The sequence below is a fragment of the Verrucomicrobium sp. 3C genome, assembly GCF_000379365.1.
In the GTDB taxonomy this organism is placed as follows: Bacteria; Verrucomicrobiota; Verrucomicrobiia; order Methylacidiphilales; family Methylacidiphilaceae; genus Methylacidimicrobium.
Window position 1 is genome coordinate 57,434 of sequence record NZ_KB901877.1, and the last position, 14,874, is coordinate 72,307.

Genomic DNA, 14,874 nt, shown 5'->3' on the forward strand with positions numbered 1-14,874 from the left:
AATGGTACGGAATCTTTTCGAAATTCTCGCTGTGGCGTATGCGCTGGTCGCGCTCTTGCTCGTTTTTGTCATCCTGATGCAGCGGAGCAAGCAAGAGGGATTGGGAGCTGCATTCGGCAGTGGGGTCACCGATGCCCTTTTCGGAGCTCAAACCTCGAGCATCCTCGTCAAAGGAACGGCATGGCTGGCAACCCTCTTCTTTCTCCTCGCCGTGATTCTCTCTTTTCTTTCTGGTCGGCTTGCCTCCGATCATGGAACGATCCAAGAGAAATTGCGTCATCCCTCCACATCCACCGCCTCCCCGCTCCTTCCGGCCAAGACGCAGAAGCAGGCAAAATAACCCGGGGCGATGGGTTCGCGCTGGCATCGAACTCTCGTTTGCGCTCTCTTCTTCGTCGTCCTGGCGAACTGCAGCCAGCCGCCGCGATCCGATCGCTTGGTACTGATCAACGGCCCCGAGCCGGAAAGCCTCGATCCCCACATCATCACAGGGCAACCCGAGGGGCGCATTTGCAAAGCCCTTTTTGAAGGACTGACGGCGGAGGACAAGTATGGGCGGATCGTGCCGGGAATCGCGCAAGAATGGACGACCTCCCCGGATGGACGAGTCTACCGGTTTATCCTCCGCCGGAGTTCCTGGAGCGACGGCAGCCCGCTAACCGCAGAGGATTTCGTCGCGTCCTGGCAGCGTGCTCTCGATCCGCAAGTGGGAGCCAAATATGCGGATCTCTTCCATTTCATCGAGAATGCCGAGGCGTATCACATGGGACAGCTCCGGGATTTTTCCCAAGTCGGCGTCTGTGCGATCGATTCTCGAACGCTCGAGGTTCGGCTGATCGGCCCTACCTCGTTTTTTCCCTCCCTCTGCGCCCAACCCATCTTTTTTCCCGTTTCCCTCGCTGCGATACGCAGAGAGGGGGAAAATTGGATCAAGCCCGGTAAACTCATCGGCAATGGTCCGTACCTTCTCAAATCATGGAAAATCAATGATCGCATCGTCCTCCGGAAAAATCCGCGATATTGGCGGGCAGACACGGTCCGCATTCCGCGTATCGAAGCCCTGGCCGTGACTCGTGCGTCGGCGGCGTTCAATCTCTTTGTCAGCGGCAATGCCGACCTTGTCCTCGACAAGGGTCTTGTTCCGACCTTTTTCCTCTCCGATTTGCGAAATCAGCCCTATTTTCACTCCGCTCCCTTCCTGGCGACCTATTTTTACCGGATCAACGTGACCGCTCCGCCGCTCAACGATCCTCGGGTCCGGAAGGCGCTTTCCCTGGCCATCGACCGTGAACGGCTCATCCGCACGATCACCCGTGGCGGAGAACTCCCAGCCCACTCTTTGACTCCTCCTGGAATTCCCGGTTATACCCCACCGGACGGTTTGAACTTTGATCCGGTTCAGGCCAAAACTCTTCTGGCCCAGGCAGGGTATGCCGAGGGTCGCGGTTTTCCTCCGCTTACCATCCTTTATAACTCCAGCGAGCAGAACGAAGAGATTGCCACCGAGATCCAAGCCCTTTGGCGGAAGATTCTGGGGATCTCGGTGAGCCTGCGCAATCAGGAGTGGAAGGTCTATCTCAACTCCGTGCAATCCCTCTCCTATCAGATCGCGCGATCCAGTTGGGTAGGCGATTACGAAGATCCCTTCACCTTCCTCGGCTGCTTTCTGCGCAACAGCGGAAACAACAACACGGGCTGGTTCAGCGACCGGTACGAAACGCTCCTCGCCGAAGCGTCCGCCACCCTTGCGCCCACGGAGCGTTTTGCCTTGCTGCATAAGGCCGAGGCGATTCTCGTAAACGAGGAACTTCCCATCCTTCCCATCTACTTTTACTCTGGCATCATGCTTTATGACGGATCTCGGCTCGGAGGCATCGCGGCCAACCTGCTTGATGAGCATCCTTTTCGAGAACTCTATTTTCGTCATCCGCCGGAACCGGGTCGCCCGGTCCCCTAGCCGCCATTTCTCCCAAGCATTCTGCTGCAGCGTGCAAAAAATGGAGGAACGCCTTAGTATCCATCCATGGATGGACCATCCTTGGCTTGGAGCCGGAATTGCAAATTGCACTCAGTAGAGAAATGACTCTTTCCTCGGCGTGGATTCGGTCAGAGCAGGCATCCTCAGTACAAAGACGGCTCTCACGGAATCTCTGATGCTGACCTTTCTAGCCCGCCGCCTGGTTGGAGCCGTCCCCGTGCTCTTAGGGGTGATCACGATCGCCTTTTTCCTTGTCCGCCTGGCTCCCGGAAGTCCGTTTGCCGGAGAGCGGGCCATTCCCCCGGCGATCCTTCGTCAGCTGGAGGCTCAATACAAGCTGAACGGCTCCCTGTGGGAACAGTATGCCAACTACGTTTCCGATGTCCTTCACGGGGATCTGCGGCTTTCGACGAGATATCGGAACCGCACCGTCAACGAGATCATCGGCCAGACGCTTCCTGTCTCCCTGGTGCTCGGGGGCAGCGCCTTTTGTCTTGCCCTGGGCTTCGGCATAGCCGCAGGAGTGTGGTCCGCCATTCGGCACAACCGGACTGCCGATCGCCTCGTCCAAATGCTCTGCCTGGGCGGCATCTCGATTCCCAGCTTCGTGCTGGCCCCTCTTGCCGTGCTGCTCCTTTCCCTGGAGAGCCATCTGCTGCCCCCCGGCGGCTGGGGGAGCTTCCGCGAACTCATTCTCCCGGCGAGCACCCTCGCCCTTCCGTATGCTGCGGTAGTCGCAAGACTGACCAGGGCGAGCATGCTGGAGATCTTGCCGATGGACTATATCCGAACGGCCCGAGCCAAGGGGCTGGCCCCTCTGCCCATCCTCTTCCTCCATGGGCTGAAGCCAGCCTCCCTCCCCATCGTCGCCTACGCAGGCCCCCTAGCCGCAAACCTCTTAACCGGTTCCCTCGTCATCGAGGAAATCTTCGGCATTCATGGGATGGGCTCCTTCTTCGTGGAAGGCGTCTTGAGCCGCGACGTTTTTCTGGTTGCCGGGGTCACGCTGGTCTACAGCGCTCTTCTGATCGGCTTCAACCTGTTGGCTGACTTCGTTTCCGCCTGGCTCGACAAGAGGGTGCAACTTTCGTGAAGCCAAGCGCCATGCTCTCCAAGTGGAGGTTCGACCAGTGGACCGCTTTCGCGGCTGCTTCTCTCGCCTTTTTGCTCCTCGCGGCGATTTTCGGCCCTCTACTTTCTCACTACTCTGCGGCGGAGATCAGCGACCAATCCTTGGCGCGGCCAAGCCCGCTCCACTGGATGGGGACGGATATTCATGGCAGAGATCTTTTGACGCGCCTGCTTTGCGGCGCACGGATCTCGTTTCTTGTCGGATTTTTTGGAGCCCTCGTGAGCCTGATGATCGGGTCGGCCTACGGCGCACTGGCGGGATACGCTGGTGGAAAGGTCGATCGGCTACTCATGCAACTGGTCGACCTCCTCTATTCCCTGCCGACTCTCATCTTCGTGATCGTCCTGATTGCCTTGTTGGAGGCTCCCCTGAGAAAGGCCTTCCTCGCCTGGCAGCTCACCACCCTCCTCCCTTACATCCGAATCTTCCTGCTCTTCCTCGGCCTGGGGCTCGTCGAATGGCTCACCATGGCCCGTGTCGTCCGCAGTCGCGTGCTCGTACTCAAGGAGGCCCTTTTCGTCCAGGCGGCGCGCGTGCTGGGCAGATCGCCTTGGGGAATCCTCCGCCACCATATCTTGCCCCACCTCTTGGGAATCGTGGCGGTCTACCTAACCTTGACGGTCCCCGCCGTCATCCTTTCCGAATCCTTCTTGAGCTTCCTGGGACTGGGAGTCGAGCCGCCTTCCGCGAGCCTGGGCACTCTCTTGGCCGATGGCGCCCAGACCATCAACCCGATTTGGACGGCGTGGTGGCTCCTGGTCTTTCCCAGCGGGGCGCTGGCCTGGACTCTCTGGGCGTTGAACGTTCTCGGAGACAAGCTGCGGGATCGGCTCGATCCCTCGAGCCGATAGAGCACTGTCCGGACCGATTGCCGCCGCGCTGCTCATCGTCCGCGGATCCAGCTCGAGCGCTTCTCCGAGCGGGAAGCGCGCTTGCTCGAGAGCGTATCTTACCATGTCCTCATGTTGCACCAGTTGCCCATCGGGAAAAGTAATGGCCTCCTCTTCCTCGAGCGGAGGAGCCGGGTCGCGATCTTGCCGACGGCCTTCGCGACATCTCGCTCCTTTTCCGAAATGTCCGACCAGAAGCCGAAGGCGCGCCCCGTTGCGTTGGAAGCAGCAAAAGGTCTTCTCCGCCACGGAAGGAAGAGGAGGAAGACTTCCCCAAATCACGATGGGATCAATCAAGTAGAGCAGAGAGACGCGAATCTTCTCCTTCGCCAGAAAGCGAGAGAGACGAATCGCGCTGAGCGCGCCGAGGCTGTAACCGAAAAGAGAAACCGCTTTGGGCTTCCCCCATAACCGAGAAAACAGCAGCGGCAGAATCAGTGCTGCACTTGGCGGGAAAACGGCGGCTCCCGCCCGTCTGGCAGCCTCGACCAACACAAAATTCGCCCAGCCAGGCCCGGCAGGGCCAGCACCGTGAAAGAGGATCCGGCAACCTTTTCGTTCGGCGTCCGGAACAAGAATCCTCACGCGGGCTTCGTTTCGCGGGTTACGATCCGGCGGAGTACATAAGGGAGAATGCCGCCGTGTCGAAAATAGTCTGCCTCGGCCGGAGTGTCGATCCGGCAAAGGATCGGCACCTCCTGGGTCTCGCCGTTTGGACGACGAATCCGAAGGCAGAGCTCCTGGCCCGGTTCAAGATCCTGATCAAATCCGGGAATCTCGAACACCTCGTTTCCCTCGAGGGCAAGCTCAGAAAGACGGACGTTGCCGCGGAATGTGCACGGCAAAACGCCCATGCCGACAAGGTTCCCCCGATGGATGCGCTCGAAGCTCTCCGCAATCACCGCTCGAACCCCCAAGAGCGCGCTGCCCTTGGCCGCCCAATCTCGGGAACTACCGGTCCCATACTCGCGTCCGGCCAAGACCACCAAGGGCACCCCTTCTTGGCGATACTTCATGCCGGCATCGTGAATCGACATCACGGCTCCATCGGGCATATGCCGAGTCACTCCGCCCTCCACACCGAGCACGATGCGATTACGCAAGCGAACATTGGCAAACGTCCCACGTACCATCACCCGGTCATTTCCGCGACGGCTCCCGTAGCTATTGAACTCTTCCCGAAGAACGCCCAGATCCTTCAGATATTGTCCTGCAGGACCCTCCGGCTTGATCGCCCCTGCGGGAGAAATGTGATCGGTCGTGACCGAATCTCCCAGGATGCAGAGGGCGCGCGCGCCGACGCAAGGCTGGCGAACGGGTGTTTCCAACGAAAAACCATCCAGAAAAGGCGGCTCCTGAATATAGGTGTTGGACTCATCCCACGCGTAGATCTCGCCTGCGGGAACCTCAATCTCTTTCCATCGCGGATTCATCTCGCTGAAACCGCGGTAGAGACGGACGAAGACTTCCGGATCCGTTGCCGTTTCCTGCAGATCCTGCAACTCTTCGGCGCTAGGCCAAATGTCGCGCAAGAATACCGGCCGACCATCCGGATCTTGCCCCAACGGCTCGGATTCCGGATCCCAGTCCACCCTCCCCGCAAGAGCGAAGGCGACGACCAGCGGCGGAGACATAAGGAAGTTGGCGCGTACGGCCGCGTGGATCCGCGCCTCGAAATTTCGATTTCCGGAGAGCACTGCGGCAACGACCAGCTGATGAGAGCCGATCGCATCCTCCAGGGATACCGATAACGGCCCACTGTTGCCGATGCACGTCGTGCACCCATAGCCCACCAGCTCGAATCCCAGTCGGTCCAGCGAGTTCTGCAACCCGGTGCGCACCAGGTAGTCCGAGACGACTCGGGAGCCGGGAGCCAAAGAGCTCTTTACGTACGGGGGTACTCTGAGCCCACGCTCCACCGCCTTCTTGGCGAGAAGGCCGGCAGCAAGCATCACGCTGGGGTTCGAGGTATTCGTGCAACTGGTAATGGCCGCGATCACGATGCTCCCATGGCCGATCTCTCCCGCAACCCCGTTTGCCAAGGGCGCCGCAGGATCCGGCGTGGGGTGGAGATCCCGCAACTCGCTTTCACTGGCCGAGAGCGCTTCTCCACCGTTGGACTCGACGAGATGAGCGCCTCCGCCACCTAGTTGGTGCTGGATGTGGACCCGCCTACTCAGTTCCTCGGAAGTTTTTCCGTAGCCGCCCTGCTCCGTGGGAAGAGTCAGTAGCTGCCGAAATGCGCCTTTGAGTGACCGGAGCGAGAGGCGGTCCTGCGGGCGGCGCGGACCCGCGACCGCCGGTTCCACGCCGTCGAGCGCCAACTCCACCACCTCGCTGTAGTCCACCTCACCCACCTCTTGGGGAATTTCGAAGAGCCCCTGGCTGACGTAGTAACGTTCCACAAGCTCCAGCAGCTCCCGTGGACGACCAGTTCTGCGCAAATACGCGAGCGACTCCCGGTCGAACGGGAAGTATCCCATGGTAGCACCGTATTCAGGTGCCATGTTGGCGAGCGTCGCCCGATCCGGCACGGCAAGGGAAGAAGCACCTGGTCCGAAAAACTCCACAATCTTGTTGACTACACCGACCTGGCGAAGCTTCTCGGTGATCCGCAGCACAAGGTCAGTCGCCGTGACCCCTGGAACCAGGGTGCCGGTCAAATAGACTCCGACCACGTCCGGAGTGAGAAGGTAGTAGGGTTCGCCGAGCATGGCCGCCTCGGCCTCGATGCCTCCGACGCCCCAGCCAACCACGCCGAGTCCATTGATCATCGTCGTGTGGGAATCCGTGCCCAAGATAGTATCGGGATAGAGCAGCTTCCCCGTCTCTCCTGCCTGGACGAAAATCCCCTTGGCTAGGTATTCCAGGTTTACCTGATGGCAGATTCCGATTCCGGGAGGAACAATATGCAGCTTCCGGAAGGCCCTCTCGCCCCATTTCAGGAACGCATACCGCTCATGATTCCGAGCAAACTCGCATTCCAGATTCCGCGCCAGCGCATCCGGCCTTCTATAGAAATCTACCTGGACAGAGTGATCGACCACCAGATCCACGGGAATCTCGGGCTCAACCAGGCTTGGAACTCGGCCAATACGAGCCAGAGCGCTCCGCATCGCCGCCAGATCGACCAGCAGAGGAACCCCCGTAAAATCCTGCAGAAGGATCCGAGCCACTCGAAGAGGAATTTCCCGTCGCGCCGGATTCCTGGCATCCCAACGCGCTAACGCTTCCACATCGCTGTCTTTTACGTTCGCCGTGCCACAGTAGCGCGCGAGCGACTCGAGAAAGATCCGCAGGCTAATGGGAAGCCGGCGGACCGGCCCGAGGCCGGCTTCTTCGAGGGCCGGCAGTGAAAAAAAGGAGAACTTACCTAGTCCGGGCACTACCAGACTTCGTTGCCATTCTGGCTTTACTAACTTTGCCGTCATCGCGCACTTGGCATTTTTTCAAAGGAGAGTAGGCTGCGAAAAAAACGATGGCAATCGGATTCCCTAAATTGGAGATGCGGTGCGCAAGTTGGCACACTTCCCGCTTTTCTATCGAGGAGCGATCCGATTGGAAAAGAAACAGGAAGGAGGTATGGAATGCGGTTGACTCAAGATCCGTTTGATTCTTGCCTGAAGTCGAAAACTCTGTTTCGCCTGCCGGGCCATAAGCACGAAAAAGCCTTAGCGCGTCGCTATGAGCGGCGAAAGACCCGGCAGCATTTGCATCGTCGGGGATATCCGGAGGAAGGCTAAAGCCGCCCCCTCCCTGGCCTCAAAGCCCAGTCCGAGCCACCGTGGCAGGCTAGGTCTGCATGTCTCACAAAGTTCGTATCCGAGGCGCGGCGAATGGGCCTGGATGCAAGTCGGAGCGCAGGTTTTTCCCGGAGTGGTATGACGACATACTGCGAAGAGGGCCAAAAACCCAAGTCCCAACGAAGCAGATAGGTCCATTTCGCAAGCCGCAGGACAACGCTTGGGAGACAGACAGGCCCGGCAGCCGGAGCGGCGTTTACAGGAAACGCCGCTCCCGGTTGCGACAAATTCGATCTAGAGCCTCTTAGTAGCGGCGGCCCGGAGGTTTTTGGGCGGCGTAGGGTCGGATCGTGTAGCGGATCTGGCGATCCGCGGCTTCCATCCGATCGAGGAAGAAGCCCGGCTCCTCCGGGGGCCGTTGCGCCAAAAAGGAGAGCATGGTGCTCTGGTATCCCTGTTCCCGATTGTAACCGCTAATCCGAATGTAATCGTTGGGGCGGGCCTTCCGGCATTCCGCCAGTTCGTGCATCACCCCGGCCGCGTCCTTCAAGTCGAACATCGGCAGCCCCCACATCTCCCAGTAGACATTCCGAGGATGGGGATCGTCGGTAAACTCGATGCTCACCGCCCAGCCATTACGCAAGCAGTACTCCACCTGCCCCCGAATCTCCGCCTCCGTCAAATCCGGCAGATAGGAAAAGGTCCCTTGGGTCAGTCTCATCTTTTTTTTCTCCTTACACGAGCTCCGGAGTCGCCACTGCATCCGGCACGTCGGTCGACTCGAACTCAAAACTCACATCCTTCCAAATCTCCAACGCCTTCTTGAGCGAGGGCGAATGCCGCGCGGCCTTCTCCAGAATCTCCGGCCCCTCGTGCAGGTAGTCCCGCCCTTCGTTGCGTGCCTGAATCATCGCCTCCAGGGCTACCCGGTTGGCCGTCGCCCCAGCCGAAATCCCATCCGGATGCCCAATGGTCCCTCCGCCAAACTGCAGGATGCAATCCTCCCCCAAGTAGTGCAAAAGCAGGTGCATCTGCCCCGCATGGATCCCCCCGGACGCCACCGGCATCACCGCCGCCATCGATGCCCAATCCTGCTCGAAATAGAGCCCCTGGGAAGGATCGGCCTCGGTCCGATTGCATCGCAAGGTCTTATAGTAGCCTTGAACCGAGTGAACATCCCCCTCCAGCTTCCCTACCACGGTCCCCGCATGAATGTGATCGACTCCCGCCAGACGCATCCACTTGGCAATCACCCGGAAATTGACCCCGTGGCTCTTTTGCCGCGTGTAGGTGCTATGCCCCGCCCGGTGCAAATGAAGAAGCAGCCCGTTACGCCGACACCACTTGGCCATCGACTGGATCGCCGTGAAGCCCGCCGTCAGGTCAACCATCACGACCACGCTCCCCAGCTCCTTCGCAAAGTCGGCCCGCTCGTACATCTCCTCCATCGTCGCCGCCGTCACGTTCAAGTAGTGACCCTTGACCTCCCCAGTGTCCCCCTGCGCCCGGTTGACCGCCTCCATCGCAAAGAGCCACCGGTCCCGCCACCGCATGAAGGGCTGGCTGTTGATGTTCTCGTCGTCCTTCGTAAAGTCCAAACCCCCACGCAAGGCCTCGTAGACCACCCGCCCGTAGTTGCGCGCCGATAACCCAAGCTTCGGCTTCACTGTCGCTCCAAGAAGCGGCCGCCCATACTTGTTCAGGTACTCCCGCTCCATCATGATCCCGTGCGGAGGCCCCTGAAAGGTCTTGGTGTAGTGCGGCGGAATCCGTAAATCCTCCAGCCGAACCGACTTGAGCGCCTTGAATCCAAAAACGTTCCCAATGATCGAAGAGGACATGTTCGCAATCGAACCCTCCTCGAACAGATCCAGATCGTAGGCGATGTAGGCAATGTACTGGTCGCTCCCCGGCACCTGGTCGACCCGATAGCATTTCCCCTGGTAGTGCTCGTAGGCCGTCAGCCGATCCGTCCAGACCACCGTCCAGGTCGCTGTCGAACTCTCGCCGGCTACCGCCGCCGCCGCCTCCACCGGATCCATTCCCGGCTGCGCCACCAGCCGAAACGCCGCGATAATGTCCGTATCCTTCGGCTTGTAGTCCGCATTGTAGTAGCCCATCTCCGCATAGGGAGTCACCCCGGCCGACCACCGGCTCTTCTTCTGCCCCTGCCCATCCTGCTTCCCCATCGCCATATCCCACCTCCTGTTGCTCCTCCGTGGCAGAGAGCCTTCTCCATCGCCCCCGCCTCGCTTACTCTTCTTATACGGCTTTCCGTAAAATCATGCTATTTGATTGTTTTTATGAAATGCATAAATTATGCAAATTGACGTAACCCTACAGCAGTTGCGCGTCTTTGAGGCGATTGCTCACCACAGAAGCTTTACCAAGGCGGCCAAAGCCGTGCATTTGTCCCAGCCGGCCGTTTCCATCGCGATGAAACGTTTCGCGGAAATCGTCGGCCTCCCGCTCTTCGAGCGCATTGGCAAAACGGTCTACCTCACCCGCGCGGGGGAATCCGTGTCAGGCCAGATCCAGGTCATCCGCCGCGAGATCGATGCCTTGGACAACCTTGTTCTCTCCCTCCAGGGAGGGGTCCAGGGGCCGCTGCACGTGGCCGGGGTCACCACCTCGAAATACTTTATGCCTCATCTGCTCGGAGCCTTCGTGCGTCGATACCCGGGAGTGCGCCCGAGCCTGTTGGTCACAAATCGAGCGCAAGTGCTTCAGCGGCTGGCCGAAAACCGGGATGATCTGGTCATCATGGGACAAGTGCCGCAAGGACTTCCGGTGGAAGCCTTTCCTTTTTTGGAGAATTCCCTTGTCGTGGTCGGTTGGACAGACCATCCCCTTGCCGGAAGACGGAACATTCCGCTTCGAGATCTCCTCCAGGAACGATTCCTGAGCCGAGAGGCTGGTTCCGGAACACGCGCCGCCGTCGATCAAGCGTTTCGACGCCACAAATGGATCGTCAAGCCCTACATGGAGCTCGGGAGCAGCGAGGCGATCAAACAGGCCGTGATCGCAGGATTGGGCATTTCTGTTCTTTCTGCGCATAATATCCGTCCAGAGTTGGACCAGGGTCGTCTTCGAATTCTGGATGTCGCTGGCTTTCCTCTGCAGCGGCACTGGTATGTCGTTCATCCTATAGGTAAGCATCTCTCCCGCACTGCAGAGAGCTTCCGCAGCTTCCTTCGAACAGAGAGCGCCACCATCCTGGCAGGCAAGACGAAGGGAACGGATTCGTCGCCCGCCGGCTCGACCGGGAAGAGGCGTCCCCGCACAGTCCTAGGCTCGGATTATCAAGATCCGTAATCGAGGGCTGGTGCCAAGCGCCAACGCCGCTGCAACCCGCAAAGCAAGTAGAAAAGCTTGACCCGGAGCCAGAGAGACGGGTGGAGAGCGGTGCTTCCCGCCAAGAGATGGGTGATCGCAGCTTTCATCGCTTGCGGAGGACGAGGGCTCATAAAAACTTCGAACGCCCGGTCGTCGTAAAACATTTGAATCATGTCCGAGAAGCGGCGCGCAAGCCCATGGATCCGCCGCGTGAACTCGCGTTGCTGCCCGGGAGAAAACCCACGCGAACCGTTGGGCTGGCCTAAGACCGTCTCCGCCGCAGCCACGCCACCTTCCAAGGCGATCGTGACCCCCGAAGAAAAGACGGGATCCAAAAATCCGGCCGCATCTCCCGCCGCCAACCACCGGGAACCCGCAAGGCGTTCCAACCGATAGGTATAATCTGCCGTTGTCCGGTAGGGGCCGATCGGTTCCGCCTTTTCCAGCCGCGAGCGGAGCTCCCGGCTCCCACGAACTGTTTCTTCAAAGAGCTCCGAAGGGCCACCCCTCTCGTTTTGAAAAGCGGAGATCGGTCTCACCATGCCGACCGAGGTCTTTTCCTCATCGAGCGGAATGAGCCAAAACCACCCATTGGAAAGGCGCACCACCGTGATGTTTCCGGCCGCTTTCCCTGGATTGCGCCGCACGTTCCGAAAATGCGCATAGACGGCCATCTTCTTGGGAATTCCCAGATCGGTTTTGGGCAGTTGCAAGATCTTGCCCACAAAAGGCCCCCGCCCGGTTGCATCGATGAGCCACTGCCCTTGAGCCCGCTCGCTCGCTCCCGCCCGCTCGTATTCCACCTCCACGCCATTCGGACCCTCCCGAAAGTCGCGCGCTGCCGCGCCAGTGAGAACGGAGGCTCCGGACTCCTTGGCATGATCGAGGAGGAGCGCATCGAACTTGGATCGTTCCACCTGAAAGGTCTTGTCGTAAGGCTCGTCCAAGCTATCTCCGAACCAGAAACGCCGCAACGATCTCCCATTGCTCAAAGCAAACTCGGCCCCCGGCTTGATCATGAATCCGGCATTCTTCACCTTCTCCCATGCCCCGATCCGCATCAGCATCCGATGAGAGAATGGCAAGAGGGACTCCCCGATATGGAACCGCGGGAAGACCTCTTTCTCCAAAAGCAGAACTTTCTTGCCGCTCCGGGCAAGAAGGCTGGCGGCGGCGCTTCCCGCCGGACCGCCTCCCACGATGATGACCTGATCGTTCATGACTTCTCCCGGGCGCGTTGCTTCAGGAGCCAGACGCGCAAGGTGGAGAGGTTCTCCAATGCCTTTCGTGCGACCGCAGGATCTTGAATGCTGACCCCATACCGTCGTTCCAGTTCCGCAGTCAGTTGAAGGGCATCGATCGAATCGAGCCCAATGCCGTTCGGACCAAAAAACGGGGTCTCCTCCCGAATGCTCTCCACTGGGATGCGGAGCATACAACATTCCACGAGCAGCGACCGCAACTCGTCGTAACTGACCGCTTGGGCGCTCATCCAGATAAAAGGTCTGGGTCTTATAAAAGAAGACTGCTGGGAAGTCTACCGGGAATTTCCGCTTCCGCCAAGCCAGGAGGACGTCTGCTGTCGTAAGCAAGTGAAGTGACCGCCGCGAGGACAAGTGAAGTGACCGCTTGGGTATTGGGGGGCTGGAGGGTCCATGAGATGGGGGCATGGACGGCTTTGGCGAAGCGGAAGGATGGCGGGTCATGAAAGTGCAGGAGGTGATCATGCGGGCGATGGCGAAGCGGATCAGTTGGTTGGATGCGGCGGAGATTTTGGGATGGAGTCCTCGCACCCTTCGGCGGTGGCGAGCTTGGTACCGGATTCGGGGATACGACGGGCTTTTTGATCGGAGGAAGCGGAGGCCAAGTCCGCGGAGGGTGCCGATGGAGACGGTGGAGAAGGTCCTTGGGCTCTATCGGGAGCGCTACGAGGGATGGAACGGGCGGCATTTTCACGAGAAGCTTCGGGAGGAGCATGGGATTGAGTTGAGCTATTTTGGATCAAGTGTGCGTTGCAGACGGCTGGATTGCTGGGCAAGCGGAAGCGGGGGCGGGTTCATCGGCTGGAGCGAGAGCGGAGGCCGATGCGGGGGATGCTTTTGCCTGTGGACGGGAGCACTCATGATTGGATTCCGGGGTTGGGATGGCAGCCGGATCTGATCGCCTTTGTGGACGATGCGACGAGCGAAGTCTACGAGGCCTTTTTGTGCGAGGAGGAAGGGACCAAAGCGATCCTTTCGGGCTTACGGAGCGTCATTGTGGAGTCGAGGAGTGGCGCGGTGCGACGTAGGAGAGCCATAGCGGGAGAGCCTATCCGAAAATTTGTGTGTGGGTCACAACCGAAGTAGAAGGAGATGAAAATGGAAAGGGAAGTGACCACGAACAACGAGCAGGAAGCGCAGGACCGAGGAGGCAAGAAGCCTGGGATCAGTGCGGCGATCATTGAAGAGCTGATGAAGGACTACCAGAAGCCGGAAGATCTGGTCGGTCCTGGGGGGATCATGGAGCAGCTGACCAAGCAGCTCTACGAGCGGGTGCTGGGAGCGGAGATGACCCACTATCTGGGTTACGAGAAGGGCCAGGCGCCCAAGGGCGAAGCGGGCCGGAGGCGGGAGAACCATCGGAATGGGACCAGCAGAAAGACCCTTGGTGAGCGGAGGATGGGGCATCTGGAGATCGAGGTGCCGCGTGATCGAGCCGGGGACTTCGAGCCTCGGTTTGTCCGCAAGGGGCAACGGCGGTTTTGGGGGCTTTGATTCCAAGATCATCGCCCATGTATGCCCCGAGGGATGACGGTGCGGGAGATCCAGGCGTTTTTTGGAAGAGCAGTACAAGTTGGAGGGTTTCTGCCGATCTGATCAGCGCACGGTGACCCGATTCGGTGATGGACGATGTGCTCGAGTGGCAGAGCCGGCCGCTGGAGAGGATGTATCCGGGGTCGTCCTTCTTTGATGCGTTGTGGGTCAAGATCCGGGATGAGGGAGCGGTCAGAAAAATAAGGCGGTCTATCTGGCCTTGGGACTCCGGCGCGACGGGCACCAAAGGATGTGGCTGGGTCTTTGGATCCAGCAAACCGAAGGAGCCAAGTTCTGGTTAGCGGTGATGAACGAACTCAAGCATCGCGGGATGGAGGAACATCCTTGATCGCGGTCGTCGACGGCGGGCTCAAGGGGTTTTCCGGACGCGATCACGGCCGTTTTCCCCCAGGCGCAGATTCAGACCTGCATCGTGCATCTGATCCGCAATTCGCTCTCCTTGTGCAACTGGGAAGGAGCGGGGTGGAGCGGCGCCCAGCGCATCTACAGTGGGGGGTTCCGCCGGTGGGGGGGGCGGGGGGGAACCCGGTTCCAAGGGGCGCCGCGCAGAAAATACATCCAGATGGCGAGAGACCCTGAGGGAATTACCGTTCCGCCTTCTGGGAAAGATGCCCGGCCGGCCCCCAAAAGCGGCGGGAGCCTTCCGAAAGAGATGACATTTGTCCCGATCACGGGCCCGCCGGGCCCGAAAGGGTCACGGAAGAAAAAAGGAAAACGTCCCCCGGCAACCGAACCGGGCCCGGCAATTTGCATCCAGTTCGGGGGGCGTTCTTCCTGGCGGAAGGAGTCTAAAAGCCATGAAAAAGTGGAGAGTTGCTTCCCACGCCTTGAATAACCCCCAAGCGGGTTATTCACAACTGTCCCGGCTAGAGCCGACCGCTTTGGGGAAGCGGTCTCGCCGGTCCGAGTTGACGGCGCGAGAACAACTCTCTTTACTGTAAGACAACAAAGCGGAAAACCGACCCGCACACAAAAAAGC

12 protein-coding genes and 1 pseudogene are annotated in these 14,874 nt (G+C 59.5%); 8 read left to right on the top strand and 5 right to left on the bottom strand.

Features of this window, described 5'->3' with window-relative positions; all coding sequences use genetic code 11:
* Position 1 precedes the first annotated feature (1 nt).
* The 4 genes from secG to A37A_RS0112855 all read left to right on the top strand — a co-directional run bounded on the left by secG (position 2) and on the right by A37A_RS0112855 (position 3,961).
* The gene (secG, locus tag A37A_RS17525) at positions 2–340 is read left to right on the top strand and encodes a preprotein translocase subunit SecG (protein WP_018291889.1); all 339 of its coding nucleotides are present in this window, start codon (positions 2–4) and stop codon (positions 338–340) included.
* Between the two features lie 9 nt (positions 341–349).
* Positions 350–1,957: a peptide ABC transporter substrate-binding protein gene (locus A37A_RS0112845; protein ID WP_018291890.1), complete on the top strand. Its 1,608-nt coding sequence runs from the start codon at positions 350–352 to the stop codon at positions 1,955–1,957.
* A 196-nt stretch (positions 1,958–2,153) separates the two neighbouring features.
* Positions 2,154–3,071 carry an ABC transporter permease gene (locus A37A_RS0112850; RefSeq protein ID WP_026195834.1) on the top strand — a complete coding sequence of 306 codons (918 nt, stop codon included), beginning with the start codon at positions 2,154–2,156 and terminating at the stop codon, positions 3,069–3,071.
* Positions 3,068–3,961 carry an ABC transporter permease gene (locus A37A_RS0112855; protein ID WP_196799627.1) on the top strand — a complete coding sequence of 298 codons (894 nt, stop codon included), beginning with the start codon at positions 3,068–3,070 and terminating at the stop codon, positions 3,959–3,961. The genes A37A_RS0112850 and A37A_RS0112855 overlap by 4 nt, the downstream gene beginning before the upstream one ends.
* A gap of 620 nt (positions 3,962–4,581) precedes the next feature.
* On the opposite strand, the gene A37A_RS0112865 is transcribed toward A37A_RS0112855, so the two are convergent.
* The 3 genes from A37A_RS0112865 to A37A_RS0112880 form a co-directional block, all read right to left on the bottom strand.
* Positions 4,582–7,431 (bottom strand): aconitate hydratase, encoded by a 2,850-nt coding sequence (locus A37A_RS0112865; protein ID WP_018291894.1) that lies wholly within the window; start codon positions 7,429–7,431, stop codon positions 4,582–4,584.
* A gap of 616 nt (positions 7,432–8,047) precedes the next feature.
* Positions 8,048–8,464, bottom strand: coding sequence for a ribulose bisphosphate carboxylase small subunit (locus A37A_RS0112875; RefSeq protein ID WP_020494435.1), 417 nt, complete (start codon positions 8,462–8,464; stop codon positions 8,048–8,050).
* A 13-nt stretch (positions 8,465–8,477) separates the two neighbouring features.
* Positions 8,478–9,938 (bottom strand): form I ribulose bisphosphate carboxylase large subunit, encoded by a 1,461-nt coding sequence (locus A37A_RS0112880; RefSeq protein WP_018291897.1) that lies wholly within the window; start codon positions 9,936–9,938, stop codon positions 8,478–8,480.
* Positions 9,939–10,062: 124 nt separating this feature from the next.
* On the opposite strand from A37A_RS0112880, the gene A37A_RS17530 reads away from it, so the two are divergent.
* Entirely contained in the window at positions 10,063–11,058 is a 996-nt protein-coding gene (locus A37A_RS17530; protein ID WP_018291898.1) for a LysR family transcriptional regulator, read from the top strand.
* On the opposite strand, the gene A37A_RS17535 is transcribed toward A37A_RS17530, so the two are convergent.
* On the bottom strand, positions 11,046–12,299 hold the full coding sequence (locus A37A_RS17535; protein ID WP_018291899.1) for an NAD(P)/FAD-dependent oxidoreductase: 1,254 nt from the start codon (positions 12,297–12,299) through the stop codon (positions 11,046–11,048). The genes A37A_RS17530 and A37A_RS17535 overlap by 13 nt on opposite strands.
* The gene (locus tag A37A_RS0112895; protein ID WP_018291900.1) at positions 12,296–12,571 is read right to left on the bottom strand and encodes an acyl carrier protein; all 276 of its coding nucleotides are present in this window, start codon (positions 12,569–12,571) and stop codon (positions 12,296–12,298) included. Before A37A_RS0112895 ends, A37A_RS17535 begins: the two co-directional genes overlap by 4 nt.
* Positions 12,572–12,783: 212 nt before the next feature.
* On the opposite strand from A37A_RS0112895, the gene A37A_RS0112900 reads away from it, so the two are divergent.
* From A37A_RS0112900 to A37A_RS22190, 3 genes and pseudogenes are all read left to right on the top strand, one after another.
* A complete protein-coding gene (locus A37A_RS0112900) occupies positions 12,784–13,239 on the top strand; it encodes a helix-turn-helix domain-containing protein (protein ID WP_231363932.1) in 456 nt (151 codons plus the stop codon).
* Positions 13,240–13,433: 194 nt separating this feature from the next.
* A complete protein-coding gene (locus A37A_RS20230) occupies positions 13,434–13,835 on the top strand; it encodes a transposase (protein ID WP_018291901.1) in 402 nt (133 codons plus the stop codon).
* Positions 13,836–14,124: 289 nt separating this feature from the next.
* Positions 14,125–14,730, top strand: a pseudogene (locus A37A_RS22190) (transposase).
* Positions 14,731–14,874: the final 144 nt, after the last annotated feature.

Bases quoted from the DNA above. Each gene is read 5' to 3' on its own strand.
- A37A_RS0112880 (WP_018291897.1), bottom strand. From the start codon at position 9,938: ATGGCGATGGGGAAGCAGGATGGGCAGGGGCAGAAGAAGAGCCGGTGG.
- secG (WP_018291889.1), top strand. From the start codon at position 2: ATGGTACGGAATCTTTTCGAAATTCTCGCTGTGGCGTATGCGCTGGTC.
- A37A_RS0112895 (WP_018291900.1), bottom strand. From the start codon at position 12,571: ATGAGCGCCCAAGCGGTCAGTTACGACGAGTTGCGGTCGCTGCTCGTG.
- A37A_RS0112875 (WP_020494435.1), bottom strand. From the start codon at position 8,464: ATGAGACTGACCCAAGGGACCTTTTCCTATCTGCCGGATTTGACGGAG.
- A37A_RS0112845 (WP_018291890.1), top strand. From the start codon at position 350: ATGGGTTCGCGCTGGCATCGAACTCTCGTTTGCGCTCTCTTCTTCGTC.
- A37A_RS0112900 (WP_231363932.1), top strand. From the start codon at position 12,784: ATGAAAGTGCAGGAGGTGATCATGCGGGCGATGGCGAAGCGGATCAGT.
- A37A_RS20230 (WP_018291901.1), top strand. From the start codon at position 13,434: ATGAAAATGGAAAGGGAAGTGACCACGAACAACGAGCAGGAAGCGCAG.
- A37A_RS0112865 (WP_018291894.1), bottom strand. From the start codon at position 7,431: ATGACGGCAAAGTTAGTAAAGCCAGAATGGCAACGAAGTCTGGTAGTG.
- A37A_RS0112850 (WP_026195834.1), top strand. From the start codon at position 2,154: ATGCTGACCTTTCTAGCCCGCCGCCTGGTTGGAGCCGTCCCCGTGCTC.
- A37A_RS17535 (WP_018291899.1), bottom strand. From the start codon at position 12,299: ATGAACGATCAGGTCATCATCGTGGGAGGCGGTCCGGCGGGAAGCGCC.
- A37A_RS17530 (WP_018291898.1), top strand. From the start codon at position 10,063: ATGCAAATTGACGTAACCCTACAGCAGTTGCGCGTCTTTGAGGCGATT.